Origin of the sequence: Mycobacterium sp. pV006, assembly GCF_041287115.1 — a bacterium.
GTDB lineage: Bacteria > Actinomycetota > Actinomycetes > Mycobacteriales > Mycobacteriaceae > Mycobacterium.
This window is the reverse complement of record NZ_JBGGKT010000001.1, coordinates 615,486-629,652: the sequence shown is the minus strand read 5'-3', so window position 1 is coordinate 629,652 and position 14,167 is coordinate 615,486. Positions and strand designations below refer to the sequence as shown.

Below are 14,167 nucleotides of genomic sequence, written 5' to 3'. Positions count from 1 at the left end.
TGTCAGTCGCTGGCCGGCAGCGGCTTGGCTTCCTTGAGCGCCAGCGGGGTCGAACCGATGCTCAACGTGCCCTTGCCGGCCTTGGTGACCAACACCTCGGCGCCGTTGTCGTCGACGTAGCGCTTGCCCATGAGGTTGCCCTCGGCCAGCGAATCGTCCAGCGACAGGCTCGAATCGACGTCGTCGCCGATCGGGACCATCGGGGCGCCGCCGGCGCGCAGGTCGTCGAGGCTGTCGGCGCTGCGCACGACGATGACCTGGGTGTCGCAGACCTGGCTCTGCAGGCGGGTGCCGTTCTTGATCATGTACGGGCTCCTTAGGTAGCGCCGGCTGAGCCGGCAGTCGTTGTACAGCAGGCTATGCCGGTGATCGGTCCTGATTCAGTTCGGCTACGAGTTCGCGGCGCAGCACCTTGCCGGTCGCGTTGGTGGGCAGTTCCTCACGGAACACCACCCGATCGGGGGTGCGGGATCCCCGCAGGTGGGCGCGCACATGGGCGCGCAGGTCCTCGACGTCGGGATCGGTACCCGGTTGGGGCACCACGACCGCGACGATGATCTGACCCCATTGCGGGTCGTCGGCTCCGACGACCGCGCAATCGCGTACGTGCGGGTGCTCGACGAGGACGTCCTCGATCTCGGCGGGCGCGATGTTCTCGCCGCCGCGGATGATGGTGTCGTCCGAGCGCCCTCCGATGAACAGGTATCCCTCGGCGTCGAGGTAGGCGACGTCCTTGGTCGGGAACCAGCCCTGCTCGTCGAGCACCGACCCGATGTCGGTGTACTTGCCCGACACCTGGTCGCCGCGCACGAACAGCTCGCCGGTCTCGCCCGGGCCGAGCACCGTGCCGTCCTCGGCGCGGATCTCGACCTCGATGCCCGGCACCGGCTGACCCACCGAACCGAGGCGGCGCAGCGCGGCGTCGTCGGTGGCGTTCAGCGCGGCGCGGTGGTCGTCGGGGGTGAGCACCGCGATGGTCGAACTGGTCTCGGTCAGACCGTAGGCGTTGACGAAGCCGACTTCGGGCAGCAGCGACAGTGCCTTGCGCACCAGTGGCAGCGGAACCTTCGACCCGCCGTAGGCCAGGGTGCGCAGGGTCGGCAGCGCGGCGTTCTCGGCTTCCAGGACGCTGACGATGCGGTCGAGCATGGTCGGGACGACCGTGGCCGAGGTGACGCCCTCGGTGCCGACGAGCCCCACCCATCGTTGGGCGTCGAAGTGGCGCAGGTACACCATCTTCCGGCCCGCATAGAGGTTCGACAGCGCGGCGCCGACACCGGCGATGTGGTACGGCGGCACACAGATCAGCGCTGCGTCAGCGGGTTCGGCCGAGGCGAACTCGACCGTTCCGGTGATGTAACTGGTCAGGTTGTTGTGGGTCAGCTCGACGGCTTTGGGCCTGGAAGTGGTGCCTGAGGTGAACAACACGACGGCGACCGCATCGGGGTCGGCGAACTCGGCGGCCGGTTCGTGGCTGCGGGCAGCGGCGAGGAAATCTGCGGAGGACATGGTGCGGTACCCGTCACCGACCGCCTCGCGGTACTCGTCGTCGACCACCACCAGCGGGTCGGGCAGTCGGTCGATCAGCGCCCGCAGGCCCTCGGCCGACAACCGGTAGTTCAGCGGGGTGACGGGGATGGCGGCGCGCGCGGACGCGAACAGCAGCAGCGGCAGCATCGCGCCACCGGTGCCGACATACGCGACGTGCTGGGCGCCGGAGGCGGCGATGACGCCGGCGCCGCCGTCGGCCAGCGAGCTGACCTCGGCGGTGGTCAGGCGGAGGTCGTCGTCGACCACGGCGGTGCGGTCGGGGTCACTGGAGGCTGCCATCTCCAGCAGCAGCGAGATACTCATACGCTCACCGGGGCGTCCACGAAGATGTCACGGATCGGATTGTCCCCGCCGCCGTAGCGCGACAGGTCGGTTACGCCGGACTGGATCAGAACGTCGGAGTCGATGTAGCACATGCCGTTGACCTCTGCGGCGGGCCGCGACAGGATCACCGCCGCGGCATCGCCCATGATCTCGGGGCTGCGCGAGGACTTGGCCAGATCGGCACCGTCGGCGAGGTTGGTCACCGCCGAGGTGGCGATGTAGGTCTCCGGCCACAGGCAGCTGAAGCCGATCCCGGCGCCGTCGCGCTCGCCGCGGTACTCCTCGGCCCAGCCGAGCGACAGCAGCGTCATCCCGTACTTGGACAGGGTGTAGGACGGGTGGGCGCCCAGCCAGTGCGGGTTCATGTTCATCGGCGGGGCCAGTGTGAGCACGTGCGGGTTCTCCGACTTGCGCAGGTGCTGCAAGGCGGCCTTGGTGAGCAGGAAGGTGCCGCGGACATTGATGTCCATCATGAGGTCGAATTTCTTCGCCGACAGCGCTTCGGTCGGTTCGGTCGCGATGGCGCTCGCGTTGTTGACGACGATGTCGACGCCGCCGAAGTGTTCGACGGCGGTGTCGATGGCGCGGGCGACGTCCTCTTCCTTGCGGACGTCGCCGACCACGGCGACCCCCTTGCCGCCGGCGGCTTCGACGTCGGCGACGGCGGTGTGCACGGTGCCGGGCAGCTTCGGGTGCGGTTCGGCGGTCTTGGCCAGCAGCACGACGTTGGCGCCGCCGCGCGCCGCGCTCAGGGCGATGGCCAGTCCGATGCCGCGGCTACCGCCGGACACGACCATGGTGCGGTTGGCGAACGGGGTCTCGCTCGGCGAGCTGGACATGGGCCTCCTCATGGGGCGCTGGATAGTGCCGTTCTCATTTTAGGCGAATCTCATAATCGCGGTGGGCCGGGGTTTCGCTGCGGCATCTGGGGTCCACGCACCTGCTGCTGCGTGCATCTTTCCCGTAGACGGTATTGGCATTCTCATTTTTTGCAAGTACGTTATCCAGCGATGAGCGAGCCAGTACAGACACCGTCGGGCATTCCGCTGGAACCCGTGTACGGGCCGGGCGATCGGGCGGCAGATCCACCATCGCCGGGTACGTATCCGTTCACCCGCGGCAACTTCGCCTCCGGCTACCGCGGCAAGACGTGGACCTTCCGCCAGTACTCCGGATTCGGCACGGCCGAGGAGTCCAACCGCCGCTACCGGTACCTGCTCGACCAGGGCGGCACCGGTCTGTCGGTGGCACTGGACCTGCCGACACAGTGTGGCTACGACTCCGACGACCCCGAGTACGGCGAAGAGGTCGGTCGCGTCGGCGTCGCCGTCGACACGCTCGCCGACGCCGAGATCCTGTTCGACGGGATCCCGCTCGAGTCAATCAGCACCAGCTTCACCATCAACGGCACCGCCGCGATCCTGCTGGCCTTCTATGTGGCCGCCGCGGAGAAGAAGGGCGTGCCGCGCGAGAAGCTCACGGGCACCATCCAGAACGACATCCTCAAGGAGTACGCGTCGCGCGGCACCTGGATCTGGCCGCCGGAGCCGTCGCTGCGCCTGATCGCCGACACCATCGAGTTCTGCGCCGCCGAGGTGCCACGCTTCAACGCGATCTCGGTGGCCGGCGCGCACTTCCGCGACGCCGGCGCCAACGCGGTACAGGAGATGGCGTTCACGCTGGCCGACGGTGTCACCTACTGCGACACCGTCGTCGAGCGCGGTCGGATGACCATCGACAAGTTCGCGCCGCAGATCTCGTTCTTCTTCTACACCCACGGCGACTTCTTCGAGGAGATCGCCAAGTACCGGGCCGGCCGGCGACGCTGGGCCACCATCGTCCGCGAGCGTTACGGCGCGACGACGGACAAGGCGTCGATGTTCCGCTTCGGCTGTGTGGCCGGTGGTGCGTCGCTGTATGCGCCGCAGGCACGCAACAACCTGGTGCGGGTGGCCTACGAGGCCATGGCCGCGGTGCTGGGCGGCGTGCAGTCGATGTTCACCGCGGCGTGGGACGAGCCGTTCGCGCTGCCCAGCGAAGAATCGGCGACCCTGGCGCTGCGCACCCAGCAGATCCTGGCTTACGAGACCGGGGTGACCAAGGTCGCCGATCCGCTCGGCGGCTCGTACTTCGTCGAGGCGCTCACCGACGCCACCGAGGAAAAGATCATCGAGATCATGCACGACCTGGAGACCCACGGCGGCATGGTGCGCTGCATCGAGGACGGGTACCTGCAGGGCCTGATCGCCGACGAGGCGTTCAAGATCCACCAGGAGGTCGAGTCCGGGGAACGCACCGTGGTCGGTGTGAACAAATTCGTCACCGACGAACCGCCACCGGACATCGCCACCTACGAACTCGACGCCGAAGGCCGTGACACCCAGCTCAAGCGACTGGCGAAGGTCAAGGCCGAGCGCAGCGACGTCGCAGTCAAAGAAGCCCTCGCCGCGCTGGCCCGGGCCGCCGAGGGAGACGCGAACCTGATGCACAACCTGATCGACTGCGCGAACGCCTATTGCACTGTGGGAGAGATGGTCTCGACATTGAAGTCCGTGTGGGGCGAGTTCCAGCAGCCGGTGGTGTTCTAGAGATGGCAGATTCCGCAACCGCACGGCCGGTCCGTGTACTGGTCGCCAAGCCCGGGCTCGACGGTCACGACCGGGGCGCCAAGATCGTCGCGCGGACCCTGCGTGACGCGGGCTTCGAGGTCATCTACACCGGCATCCGGCAACGCATCGAGGACATCGTGTCCATCGCCCTGCAGGAAGACGTTGCGCTGGTGGGTCTTTCGATCCTGTCGGGCGCGCACATCGCGCTGACCACCCGCACCGTGGACGCGCTGCGCGCCGCCGACGCCGGTGACATCGCCGTGGTCGTCGGCGGCACCATCCCGCAGGGTGATGTCCAGAAACTGCTCGACGCCGGTGCCGCGGCGGTCTTCCCGACCGGCACCTCGCTGGAGGACCTCGTCCGCGACGTGCGCGAGCTGACCAAGCAGACCGCGCAGTGACGCGCACACCGGCCGGAGGAAGCTGACTCATGAGACTCGGAGTGATGATCGGGGCCGAGCGCGGCGACATGTCGCGCAAGGTCAGCAAGCTGGTGTCCGACATCGAGTGGGCGGAGTCCGCGGGCCTGGACACCGCATGGATGCCCCAGGTGCCCAACGACTTCGACTGCCTGACGATGGTGGCGCTCATGGCGGCGCACACCTCCCGTATCGAGCTGGGTACCGCCGTGGTGCCCCTGCAGGCGCAGCACCCGATCGCGCTGGCGCGCCAAGCACTGTCGGTACACGCGATGGCCAACGGCCGCCTCGCGCTCGGGGTCGGCCCGTCGCACCACTGGATCGTGCGCGACATGCTGGGCCTGCCCTACGACAAGCCTGCGGCCTACACCCGCGACTATCTCGAGGTGCTCAACGCCGCGCTGGCCGGCCCCGGGGACGTCGACGTCGAGAACGACACCTTCACCGTGCACAACCCGACCGTGCTCGGTGCCGAGAAGCCGCTGCCCGTGCTGGTGGCCGCGCTGGGCCCGGTGATGCTGCAGATCGCCGGGGAGCGTGCCGACGGCACCGTGCTGTGGATGGCCGATGAGAAGGCGATCGGCGAACACATCGCCCCCAAGATCAACAAGGCCGCCGCCGAAGCGGGCCGTCCGGCGCCGCGCATCGTGGCCGGGATCCCGGTCTGCCTGTGCGCCAACTCCGAGATCGACGCGGCCAAGGAGCGTGCCAACCGGATCCTCGCCGAAGCCGAGACCTCGCCGAACTACCAGCGGTTGCTCGACCGTGGGGATGCCCGCAATGTGGGCGACCTGTGCGCGGCCGGTGACGAGGAGTCGATCCTGCGCCGCTTCCAGCAATTCGCCGACGCCGGTGTGACCGACCTGTCGGTGCGGCTGCTGCCGATCGGGGAGACGCGCGACGAGCTCGTGGCCTCCAAGTACCGGACGCGCGAGGTGATCGCCGAGCTCGCGAAACGGGTGCGGTCTTGAGCACTGCGGCACCTCTGGCCGGCATCCGCATCCTCGAGGTCGGCGTGATGCTGGCCGGGCCGTACGCCACGATGATGCTCGCGGACCTGGGCGCCGAGGTCATCAAGATCGAACCCCCGGGCGGCGAGATCTCGCGTCAGGTCAGCGACAGCTACTTCGCCAGCCTGAACCGCAACAAACGCAGCGTCTGTCTGGATCTGCGCTCCGAGCAGGGGCGCGCCCGGCTCGGTGAGCTGGTCGCGGATTCCCACGCGCTGCTGGTCAACATGAAGCCGTCGGCGATCCGGCGGCTTGGGCTGACGTACGAGTCGCTCAAGGAGTTCAACGAACGCATCGTCTGCGTGGCGATGACCGGTTTCGGTCTCAACGGCGGCGACGACCCGGCCTTCGACTACGTCATCCAGGCCGCCACCGGGGTGGCGGCGATGACCGGCGATCCAGACGGCCCGCCGACGCTGCCGGGATACTCGTCGGCGGACAACTCCACCGGCCTGACCGCGGCACTGGGGCTGCTGGCCCAGATCGTGTCGGGACGGGGCGGGCAGGTCGACGTGTGCCTGCAGGACGTGATGCTCTCGCAGCTGAACTACCGGGCCGCTGCGTATCTCAACGACGGCATCGAGCCCCAGCGCCACCCGTACGGGGCGCACTCGTATTACGTTCCGGCGCAGCTGTTTCCGACGGCCGACGGTTATCTGGCACTGTTCATCACCCATGACGCGTTCTGGGCGGCATTCTCGGCGGAGGCCGGGATCGAGGGCTTTCCCGCGATGGCCGAACGCGCGGCCCGTCGCGACGAGGTGCTGGCTCTGGTCTCGTCGGCGCTCTCAGGTGACACGGCCGCCAACTGGGAGGCCCGGCTGCGGCCGCTCGGTATCCCGGTCGCCGCGGTGCGGTCGCTGCCCGAGGCGCTGCACGCCACACCCGGGTCGGTGGTCACCGCGGGTGACTTCCGACTGGTCGGCAGTCCCATCAGGATCGAGGGATACGAACCGGTGTACCGGCCCGCCCCGCGCCTCGACGAGCACTCCGAGGCGGCGGTTCAGTCGTCGTAGGTGACCGACACCGACGGGGTGTCCGGCACGGCCTGGCAGGTCAGCACGTAACCGTCCTCGACCTCGTCCTCGGTCAGCGCGTCGTTGATCCGCATCGTGGCCTTGCCCTCGGTGACGAGCGCCATGCACGTGCCGCAGTTGCCGGCCTCGCAGGAGAACGGCGGCCCCATTCCGGCGCGACGCGCACTCTCGAGCAGGGTCTCGTTGGGTCGGGTGGGTACCGACGCCGTGCTGCCGTCCAGCTTGATCGTGATGGTGCCTTGTTCGTCAGCCGGTTCTGCCACTGCAGCCCCCGATCCCGGTGCGTGCGGGTCGGTCATCTGACCCTCTCTCGACATTGTCATTCTGATAATAGGAGAATAATATTCTCGCCAACGAACGGTACCCCTCTCACCTCGGTATCGAAACATCCATCCCAGCCGGAAAGGGAGCGACATGACTGAACCCATGGCGCTCGCCTTCGAGGACCGTGAATATAGCCTCGCCGAGTTGGACGGGTTGACGGCGGGCATGTCGGAGATGCTGCGCAGCCGCGGCGTCGGTGCGGGTGACCGGGTGGCGGTGATGTCCTCCAACCGGCCCGAGTTCGTCGTCGCACTGCGCGCCATCTGGCACCTGGGCGCCGCCGCGGTGCTGTTGAGCCCGGCGTGGAAGCGCGCCGAGGTCGACCACGCGGTGGTTCTGACGAAGCCGACGCACGCCGTCGGTGACCATCCCGTCCTCTCCGATGCCATGCCGATGTTGCACCTCGATACCCGGATCGAGCCGCGCGACCCCGCACCGCGGCCGGTCGACCCCGCCGCCGACGCGGTCTTCGTCTTCAGCTCCGGCACCACCGGCATGCCGAAGGGGGTGCGCCACACCCACGGGTCGCTGGCCGCCGCGGTGCGTCACTGGCGCACCGGGCTGCAGTTGACGTCGTCCGACCGCCTGCAGATCATGACGCCGCCGTCGCACATCCTCGGTCTGCTGAACATCGTGATGGCCCTCGACACCGGGGCCTGGATCCGGCTGCACCGACGCTTCGACATCGACGCGATGCTGCGGCACATCGAGTCCGACCGCATCACCATCGAGATGGCGGTCGCCCCCATCGCTTTGGCGTTGTCGGCGCATCCCGACCTGGAACGACACGACCTGAGCTCCCTGCGCTACATCATGTGGTGCGCCACGCCGGTCACCGAGAGTGTCGCGCACGCGGTCACCGCCCGTACCGGCGTGAAATGGGTGACGGCGTACGGCGCCAGCGAACTGCCGGTGATCTCCTGCAACGACCTCGACGGCGCACACCTGGACACCGTCGGGCGCGCCGTGGACGGCGTGCAGGTCCGCATCGTGTCGCTGGAGACCGGTGAGCTCGTCGAGCCCGGCGTCGAGGGCGAGATCCAGGTGCTCTCCGACGCCGCGATGGCCGGGTATCTGCCGGAATCGTCGACGGCCGAGGCGTTCTCCGGGCCCTGGTACCGCACCGGCGACGTCGGCACGCTCGATGCCGACGGCTGGCTGCGGATCACCGACCGCGCCAAGGAGATGATCAAGGTCCGCGGCTTCCAGGTCGCGCCCGCCGAGATCGAAGCTGTGCTGCACGGTCATCCCGCCGTCGAGGACTGCGCGGTGTTCGGAGTGCCCACGGCCGACGGCGAGGCGATCGTCGCCGCGGTCAAAGCCTCCGGCGGTGTCGACCCCGAAGAGCTCACGAGCCTGGTGGCCGAGCGCCTGGCTTCCTACAAGAAATTGAGTCGCGTCGTCCTCGTCGACGACATCCCGCGCCTGCCGTCAGGCAAGGTGCTTCGCCGAGTGCTACGGGAGCGGTCGATGAGCGCTTGCGTGAAGAGTGGAGGAAACAGTGGACGTCCGCTTGACCAGTGAACAGGAGCAGCTGCGCGATGCCGCCGCAGAACTGGCTGCCGACCTGGGCCCCGGCTCGGTCGCCGAACTGGACGACGATGCCCGCATCGGGCGGCTCGAGAAAGCAGTCGACGCCACCGGCTTTCGTACCCTGCGGTCGGACGGGGCCTCGGCGGTCGAGGTCGCGCTGGTCGCCGAGGAGTTCGGTCGCGGCCTGGTCGACGTCCCGTTCGTCGGCCCGCTGTTGATCGACGACCTGCAGCGGCGGCTCGGCCGCGAGGTAAGTGCTCCGTCGTCGGCCGAGCCGACCGTCGACCTGACCAACAGCCTTGCCGGAGTGACGGAGTCGCCGGCCGAACTCGGCGAGCTGTCCGAGGAGGACGCGGGCCGCTGGTATGCGCTGGCGTTGACGGCCACCACCGCCGACATGCTCGGCGCCGCCCGTGGCACCCACGCGCTGGCCACCGAGTACGCCAAGGTGCGGTCGCAGTATGGCGCGACCATCGGCTCCTATCAGGCGGTGGCGCACCTTCTCGCCGAGAGCCTGGCGCTGATCGAGGGCGCGATCAGCGTCGCCCGCCATGCCGCATGGGCGGTCGACGAACTCCCGGTCACCGAGGCGATCGAGGCCGGGCGGGTGGCCAAGATCTACACCGCGCGCGCCGCGATGACGGTGTGCGAGACCTCGATCCAGGTGCACGGCGGTATCGGCAACACCTGGGAATGCCTGGCGCATGTGTACCTACGACGAGTGCTGGCCGCCACCGAGGCGTGGCCGGTGAAGCTGGAGGAGCTGACCATTGGACTTTCGTGACTCACCGGACGAGGCCGCTTTCCGGGAACGGCTGCGCAGCTGGCTGACCGAGCAGAAGGGCAAGTTCCCGACCTCCGGTGACGCCTACTGGGCCAAGGCCGGCGAGTGGCACCAGGCGTTGTTCCAAGCCGGGTTCTTCGGCACCTCGTGGCCGAAGGCGTATGGGGGACAGGATCTTCCGCCGGTGTACGACGTGATCGTCGACGAAGAGATCGCCAAGGCCGGCGCACCGGCGCGTCCGAGCCTGGGCTACCTGGTCGTCGGCCTGAGCCACCACGGCAGCGAGGAACTGCGGCAGCGCTTCCTGCCCGGCATGATCAACGGCACCGAGCGCTGGTGCCAGGGCTTCTCCGAGCCCGGCGCAGGATCGGACCTGGCGTCGCTGACGACGACGGCCGTGCGGGAGGGTGACGAGTACGTCATCCACGGGCACAAGATCTGGACCAGCTACTCCGATGTCGCCGACTGGTGCCTCGTGCTGGCGCGCACCGACAAGGAGGTACCGAAACACAAAGGCATCTCGGCGTTCATCGTCAGCATGCACCAACCTGGTATCGAGCAGCGCCCGCTGAAGATGATCAGCGGCGTCACCAAGGAGTTCGGTCAGGTCAGCTTCGACGGCGCCCGGGTCCCGGCCGAGAACATGGTCGGCGCACCGGGGGAGGGCTGGAAGCTCGCGATGACGGTCGTCAGCCACGAACGCGAACCTTCGACCCTGGGCTTCTCGGCGCGCTACGGAAAAACCGTGCGGCAGTTGGCGTCCCGCGTGGACGGTACGCCGCCGGAGGAGTTGTCCTGGGCGTGGGTGCAGACCGAGATGCTGCGTCTGCACGTGCGGCGGCGACTCTCCGAGCAGCTCGACGGCATCACCCACGGGCCGAACGGCTCACTGGACAAGCTGCTGATGACCTGGACCGAGCAGTCGGTGGGTCACGCCGCGCTGAAGACCGTCGGCACCGCCGACGAGGAGATGTTCGGCGCGTACATGTACAGCCGCGCCCAGAGCGTCATGGGCGGTACGTCGCAGATCCAGAAGAACATCATCGCGCAACGAATCCTAGGATTGTGAGTCCCCATATGTATGGCATGCCGGCAGAAATCGACGTCCAGGCCGACGGTGCCCTGCGCATCATCACGCTGAACCGGCCCGACGATCTCAACGCGGTCAACGACAACCTCCACGTCGGTCTGGCCCGGATCTGGGAGGAGCTCAACGAGGACACCGGGGCGCGGGCGGCCGTCATCACCGGTGCGGGGCGGGCGTTCTCGGCGGGTGGCGACTTCAACTACCTCGACGAGCTGCGCAACGACGAAGCGCTGCGCCAGAAGACCATCAAGCACGGCCGCGATCTGGTGATCGGCATGGTCCGGTGTCGCATCCCGGTGATCGCCGCGGTCAACGGCCCGGCGGTCGGTCTGGGCTGCAGCCTGGCTGCGCTGTCGGATGTCGTGTACATCGCGGAGAACGCATTCTTTGCCGACCCACACGTGTCGATCGGTCTGGTCGCCGCCGACGGGGGACCGCTGGTGTGGGGTTCGCAGATCAGTCTGTTGCAGGCCAAGGAGTTTGCGCTGACCGGTGTGCGGATCAAGGCGCAGCGCGCTGTCGAGCTCGGTCTGGCCAACCACGTCGTCGAGGATCCGCTGGCCGAGGCGATCGCGTGTGCGAAGAAGATGATCGAGCTGCCGCAGCAGGCGGTCGAGGCCACCAAGCGGCTGATGAACATCCAGCTGGAGAAGTCGGTGATGGCGTCGCTGGACTACGCCAACCTCGCCGAGTACGTATCCTTCGGCACAACGGATTTCAACCGGATCGTCGACGGCCTGATCGCCAAGAACAAGTAGCCTCGCCTCGTTTGCGCGAGCGCGCGCGTCTGCGGCCCGACACGCCGTGATTGGACAGCATTATGCGCGCGCTCGCCCGCGTCGAGCGCGCGAATCACGCGAAATCACAGCGGATGACCTGCCGACGGGCGGACGGATGCGCACGCTCGTGGTGACCGAGCGCGCCCAAAATGCCGGCTGACACCGGCGTGTCGAGGGTCAGACCCGCGCGCTCGGCAAAACGGGGTTAGGGGAGGTCCAGGTCTTCGGAGCGCTGGATCGTTCCGGTGATGCCGGAGGCGTCCTGCTGGGCCAGGAACACCGCGGCGCGGGCCATCGCTTCGGGCGGCTCGATCATTTCGGGCGGGATTTCGATCCCGCCACCGCCGGCCAGCCAGCCTTCGGTCAGCACGACCCGCGACGGACTCAGACAGTTGACCGCGATGTTGTCGGGTCGCAGATCACTGGCCAGCCCGAGATAGAGCCGCTCGGCGGCAGCCTTGGACACCCAGTAGGCGTTCGCGCCATGATCGGTCATCGTCACCCCGGTGGTGGTCACGGCGATCAGGGATCCGCCGCCGCGGGCCCGCACGTGCGGGATGACGGCTCGGGTGACGAGGAAGACGCCGGTGGTGTTGACGTCGAGACACAACTTCCAACGCTTGAGCGGCGTGGTCTCCACAGGACCCATCCACAGCACTCCCGCGTTGGCGACCAGGATGTCGATGCCGCCGAACTGTGCGACGGTCGCGGCCACCGCGGCCTCGACCGACTCCTCGCTGGTGACATCGCAGCGCACCGGCAGCGCATGCCCGCCGAATTCGCTGATCCGTTGCGCCACATCGCCGATGGTGCCGGGTAGCTTGCCCTCGACCTCCGACCGAGCGGCGACCGCCACGGCCGCGCCGGCCCGCGCCAACGCCTCGGCGACGGTTGCTCCGATGCCGCGGCTCGCGCCGGCGACGAAGGCCACCCGCCCGTGCAACGGGCGGCCCTCGTCCCCACCGCTCACTTGGGCGGGAAGCGCAGCGCCCCGTCGAGTCGGATGACCTCGCCGTTGAGGTAATCGTTCTCGACGATGCTCTGCGCCAGGCGCGCATACTCCGTCGACCGCCCCATGCGCTTGGGGAACGGCACCTGAGGACCCCAGTACTGCTCGAGTTGGTCGGCGGCCTTGCCGTAGGCCGGTGTGTTGATGGTCCCGGGCGCGATGGTGACGACGCGGATGCCCAGCGGCGACAGGTCACGGGCGGCCACGAGCGTCATCCCCAATACGCCGCCCTTGGCTGCCGAGTACGGCAGCTGGCCGATCTGGCCCTCCATGCCCGCGATGGAGGCGGTGGTGATGATGACGCCGCGCGCGCCTTCGTCGAGCGGTTCGGTCTTGGCCATCGCCGCGGCGGAGAGCCGCATGACGTTGAACACCGCCGTCAGGTAGAACTCGATCGTCGTGCGGAAGCCTTCGAGGTCCAGCGGGGAGCCGTCCTTGCCGACCAGTCGTCCCCCGCTGGCCGGACCGCCGTGGGTGTCCACCGAGATCCGCAGCGGCGCAAGGGCTTGCGCCGCTGCGATCGCCTCGTTCACCGAGTCCTCGGAGGTGGCGTCGGTGCGCACGTAGCGCACGCCGAGCTCGGTTTCGAGCTCCTTGCCCTTCTCGTCGGCGAGGTCGGCGATCACGACCTTGGCGCCCGCGTCGTGCAGGCGGCGCACCGTCGCCTCGCCCAGACCGCCCGCTCCACCGACTACCACTGCCGAACATCCGGCGATCTGCATGCGTGGACCCTCCTTGAAACACCGACTCTCGTATGGGGAGAATAGCATTCTCGGAGACCGGAACGGATGAAGCGAGGTGAGTGGTCTGCGTACTGTTCCAGGCGTGACCATCGACGAGCTCGTGGCCGCAGCCCGCGACGGGTCGCAGAGGGCCACCGGACGACTGCTGAGTTTCATGGAGAGCGACCGGCGCGACGAGGTGCTCGATGCGCTGGGTGACGTGCCGTCGGCACCGGTGGTCGGGATCACCGGTCCGCCGGGGGCCGGCAAGTCGACCACGGTGGGCGCGCTGGTCGGCGCCTATCGCGAACGCGGTAAGCGCGTCGCGGTGCTGGCCGTCGACCCGTCCTCGCCGTACAGCGGGGGTGCCTTGCTCGGTGACCGGATCCGGATGGCCGCGCACATCAACGACCCGGAGGTGCTGATCCGGTCGGTCGCCAGCCGGGGCCACCTCGGCGGCCTGGCGGCGGCGGTACCGGCGTCGATCACCTTGTTGTCGGCCCTGGCCTACGACCTCGTGGTCCTGGAGTCGGTCGGCGTCGGGCAGTCCGAGATCGAGATCGCCGCAGTGGCGGACCCGACCATCGTGGTGCTCAACCCGGGGGCCGGGGACGCGGTCCAGGCGGCCAAGGCCGGACTGCTCGAGGTCGCCGACATCGTCGCGGTGAACAAAGCCGACCGCGACGGTGCCGACCAGACCGTGCGCGATCTGCGGGGCGAAACCTCGGTGCCCATCGTGAAGTTGATCGCGTCACGCGGCGAGGGCATCGCGGAACTCCTCGATGTCATCGAGGCCGGCCAACGCTCGGACGACCCCCAGCGACGAACCGCCCGGGCCCGTTCGCAGATCCTGTCCATGGCGCAGACGCTGCTGCGCGAGCACCCCGACCTCGACCGGCTCGCCGCGGCTGTCGCGGAGGGCGCGTCGAACCCGTATGCGGCGGCCGCGCGGCTCATCGCCGGTGTCGACGAGTGACGC

15 protein-coding genes are annotated in these 14,167 nt (G+C 68.4%); 9 read left to right on the top strand and 6 right to left on the bottom strand.

Going from position 1 to position 14,167, the window contains the following annotated elements:
- Window positions 1–2: 2 nt before the first annotated feature.
- The 3 genes from ACAG25_RS02975 to ACAG25_RS02965 are packed head-to-tail and all read right to left on the bottom strand — an operon-like array spanning window position 3 to window position 2,714.
- Window positions 3–305 carry a hypothetical protein gene (locus ACAG25_RS02975; RefSeq protein WP_370486771.1) on the bottom strand — a complete coding sequence of 101 codons (303 nt, stop codon included), beginning with the start codon at window positions 303–305 and terminating at the stop codon, window positions 3–5.
- 52 nt (window positions 306–357) lie between these two features.
- The gene (locus ACAG25_RS02970; protein WP_370486770.1) at window positions 358–1,854 is read right to left on the bottom strand and encodes a class I adenylate-forming enzyme family protein; all 1,497 of its coding nucleotides are present in this window, start codon (window positions 1,852–1,854) and stop codon (window positions 358–360) included.
- Entirely contained in the window at window positions 1,851–2,714 is an 864-nt protein-coding gene (locus tag ACAG25_RS02965) for an SDR family oxidoreductase (RefSeq protein ID WP_370486769.1), read from the bottom strand. Before ACAG25_RS02965 ends, ACAG25_RS02970 begins: the two co-directional genes overlap by 4 nt.
- A gap of 171 nt (window positions 2,715–2,885) precedes the next feature.
- Between ACAG25_RS02965 and ACAG25_RS02960 the strand changes: the two genes are divergently transcribed.
- From ACAG25_RS02960 to ACAG25_RS02945, 4 genes are read left to right on the top strand one after another with little or no spacing between them, the layout of a single operon-like run.
- Complete coding sequence (locus ACAG25_RS02960) at window positions 2,886–4,463, top strand: methylmalonyl-CoA mutase family protein (RefSeq protein ID WP_370486768.1); 1,578 nt, start codon at window positions 2,886–2,888, stop codon at window positions 4,461–4,463.
- 2 nt (window positions 4,464–4,465) lie between these two features.
- The gene (locus tag ACAG25_RS02955; RefSeq protein ID WP_370486767.1) at window positions 4,466–4,885 is read left to right on the top strand and encodes a cobalamin B12-binding domain-containing protein; all 420 of its coding nucleotides are present in this window, start codon (window positions 4,466–4,468) and stop codon (window positions 4,883–4,885) included.
- A gap of 29 nt (window positions 4,886–4,914) precedes the next feature.
- Window positions 4,915–5,874, top strand: coding sequence for an LLM class F420-dependent oxidoreductase (locus tag ACAG25_RS02950; protein WP_370486766.1), 960 nt, complete (start codon window positions 4,915–4,917; stop codon window positions 5,872–5,874).
- Complete coding sequence (locus tag ACAG25_RS02945) at window positions 5,871–6,929, top strand: CaiB/BaiF CoA transferase family protein (protein ID WP_370486765.1); 1,059 nt, start codon at window positions 5,871–5,873, stop codon at window positions 6,927–6,929. The genes ACAG25_RS02950 and ACAG25_RS02945 overlap by 4 nt, the downstream gene beginning before the upstream one ends.
- Here the strand turns inward: ACAG25_RS02945 and ACAG25_RS02940 are convergent.
- Window positions 6,917–7,249, bottom strand: a complete 333-nt coding sequence (locus tag ACAG25_RS02940; protein WP_370486764.1) for a 2Fe-2S iron-sulfur cluster-binding protein — start codon at window positions 7,247–7,249, stop codon at window positions 6,917–6,919. The genes ACAG25_RS02945 and ACAG25_RS02940 overlap by 13 nt on opposite strands.
- A 115-nt stretch (window positions 7,250–7,364) precedes the next feature.
- On the opposite strand from ACAG25_RS02940, the gene ACAG25_RS02935 reads away from it, so the two are divergent.
- Genes ACAG25_RS02935 through ACAG25_RS02920 form a run of 4 tightly spaced genes read left to right on the top strand, consistent with a single transcriptional unit; the run spans window position 7,365 to window position 11,436 of the window.
- Window positions 7,365–8,798, top strand: coding sequence for a class I adenylate-forming enzyme family protein (locus tag ACAG25_RS02935; RefSeq protein WP_370486763.1), 1,434 nt, complete (start codon window positions 7,365–7,367; stop codon window positions 8,796–8,798).
- Entirely contained in the window at window positions 8,776–9,591 is an 816-nt protein-coding gene (locus tag ACAG25_RS02930; protein ID WP_370486762.1) for an acyl-CoA dehydrogenase family protein, read from the top strand. Before ACAG25_RS02935 ends, ACAG25_RS02930 begins: the two co-directional genes overlap by 23 nt.
- Entirely contained in the window at window positions 9,578–10,660 is a 1,083-nt protein-coding gene (locus ACAG25_RS02925; protein WP_370486761.1) for an acyl-CoA dehydrogenase family protein, read from the top strand. Before ACAG25_RS02930 ends, ACAG25_RS02925 begins: the two co-directional genes overlap by 14 nt.
- A gap of 8 nt (window positions 10,661–10,668) precedes the next feature.
- On the top strand, window positions 10,669–11,436 hold the full coding sequence (locus tag ACAG25_RS02920) for an enoyl-CoA hydratase/isomerase family protein (protein ID WP_370486864.1): 768 nt from the start codon (window positions 10,669–10,671) through the stop codon (window positions 11,434–11,436).
- A gap of 226 nt (window positions 11,437–11,662) precedes the next feature.
- Here ACAG25_RS02920 and ACAG25_RS02915 read toward each other — a convergent pair whose 3' ends face one another.
- On the bottom strand, window positions 11,663–12,427 hold the full coding sequence (locus ACAG25_RS02915; protein ID WP_370486760.1) for an SDR family oxidoreductase: 765 nt from the start codon (window positions 12,425–12,427) through the stop codon (window positions 11,663–11,665).
- Window positions 12,424–13,188: an SDR family NAD(P)-dependent oxidoreductase gene (locus ACAG25_RS02910; RefSeq protein WP_370486759.1), complete on the bottom strand. Its 765-nt coding sequence runs from the start codon at window positions 13,186–13,188 to the stop codon at window positions 12,424–12,426. The genes ACAG25_RS02915 and ACAG25_RS02910 overlap by 4 nt, the downstream gene beginning before the upstream one ends.
- Window positions 13,189–13,291: 103 nt before the next feature.
- Between ACAG25_RS02910 and ACAG25_RS02905 the strand changes: the two genes are divergently transcribed.
- Entirely contained in the window at window positions 13,292–14,164 is an 873-nt protein-coding gene (locus ACAG25_RS02905) for an ArgK/MeaB family GTPase (RefSeq protein ID WP_370486758.1), read from the top strand.
- Window positions 14,165–14,167: the final 3 nt, after the last annotated feature.

Excerpts from the sequence above, each read along its gene's own strand:
- ACAG25_RS02975 (WP_370486771.1), bottom strand. The coding sequence starts at position 305 with ATGATCAAGAACGGCACCCGCCTGCAGAGCCAGGTCTGCGACACCCAG.
- ACAG25_RS02955 (WP_370486767.1), top strand. The coding sequence starts at position 4,466 with ATGGCAGATTCCGCAACCGCACGGCCGGTCCGTGTACTGGTCGCCAAG.
- ACAG25_RS02910 (WP_370486759.1), bottom strand. The coding sequence starts at position 13,188 with ATGCAGATCGCCGGATGTTCGGCAGTGGTAGTCGGTGGAGCGGGCGGT.
- ACAG25_RS02960 (WP_370486768.1), top strand. The coding sequence starts at position 2,886 with ATGAGCGAGCCAGTACAGACACCGTCGGGCATTCCGCTGGAACCCGTG.
- ACAG25_RS02920 (WP_370486864.1), top strand. The coding sequence starts at position 10,669 with ATGTATGGCATGCCGGCAGAAATCGACGTCCAGGCCGACGGTGCCCTG.
- ACAG25_RS02970 (WP_370486770.1), bottom strand. The coding sequence starts at position 1,854 with ATGAGTATCTCGCTGCTGCTGGAGATGGCAGCCTCCAGTGACCCCGAC.
- ACAG25_RS02950 (WP_370486766.1), top strand. The coding sequence starts at position 4,915 with ATGAGACTCGGAGTGATGATCGGGGCCGAGCGCGGCGACATGTCGCGC.
- ACAG25_RS02935 (WP_370486763.1), top strand. The coding sequence starts at position 7,365 with ATGACTGAACCCATGGCGCTCGCCTTCGAGGACCGTGAATATAGCCTC.
- ACAG25_RS02965 (WP_370486769.1), bottom strand. The coding sequence starts at position 2,714 with ATGTCCAGCTCGCCGAGCGAGACCCCGTTCGCCAACCGCACCATGGTC.
- ACAG25_RS02940 (WP_370486764.1), bottom strand. The coding sequence starts at position 7,249 with ATGACCGACCCGCACGCACCGGGATCGGGGGCTGCAGTGGCAGAACCG.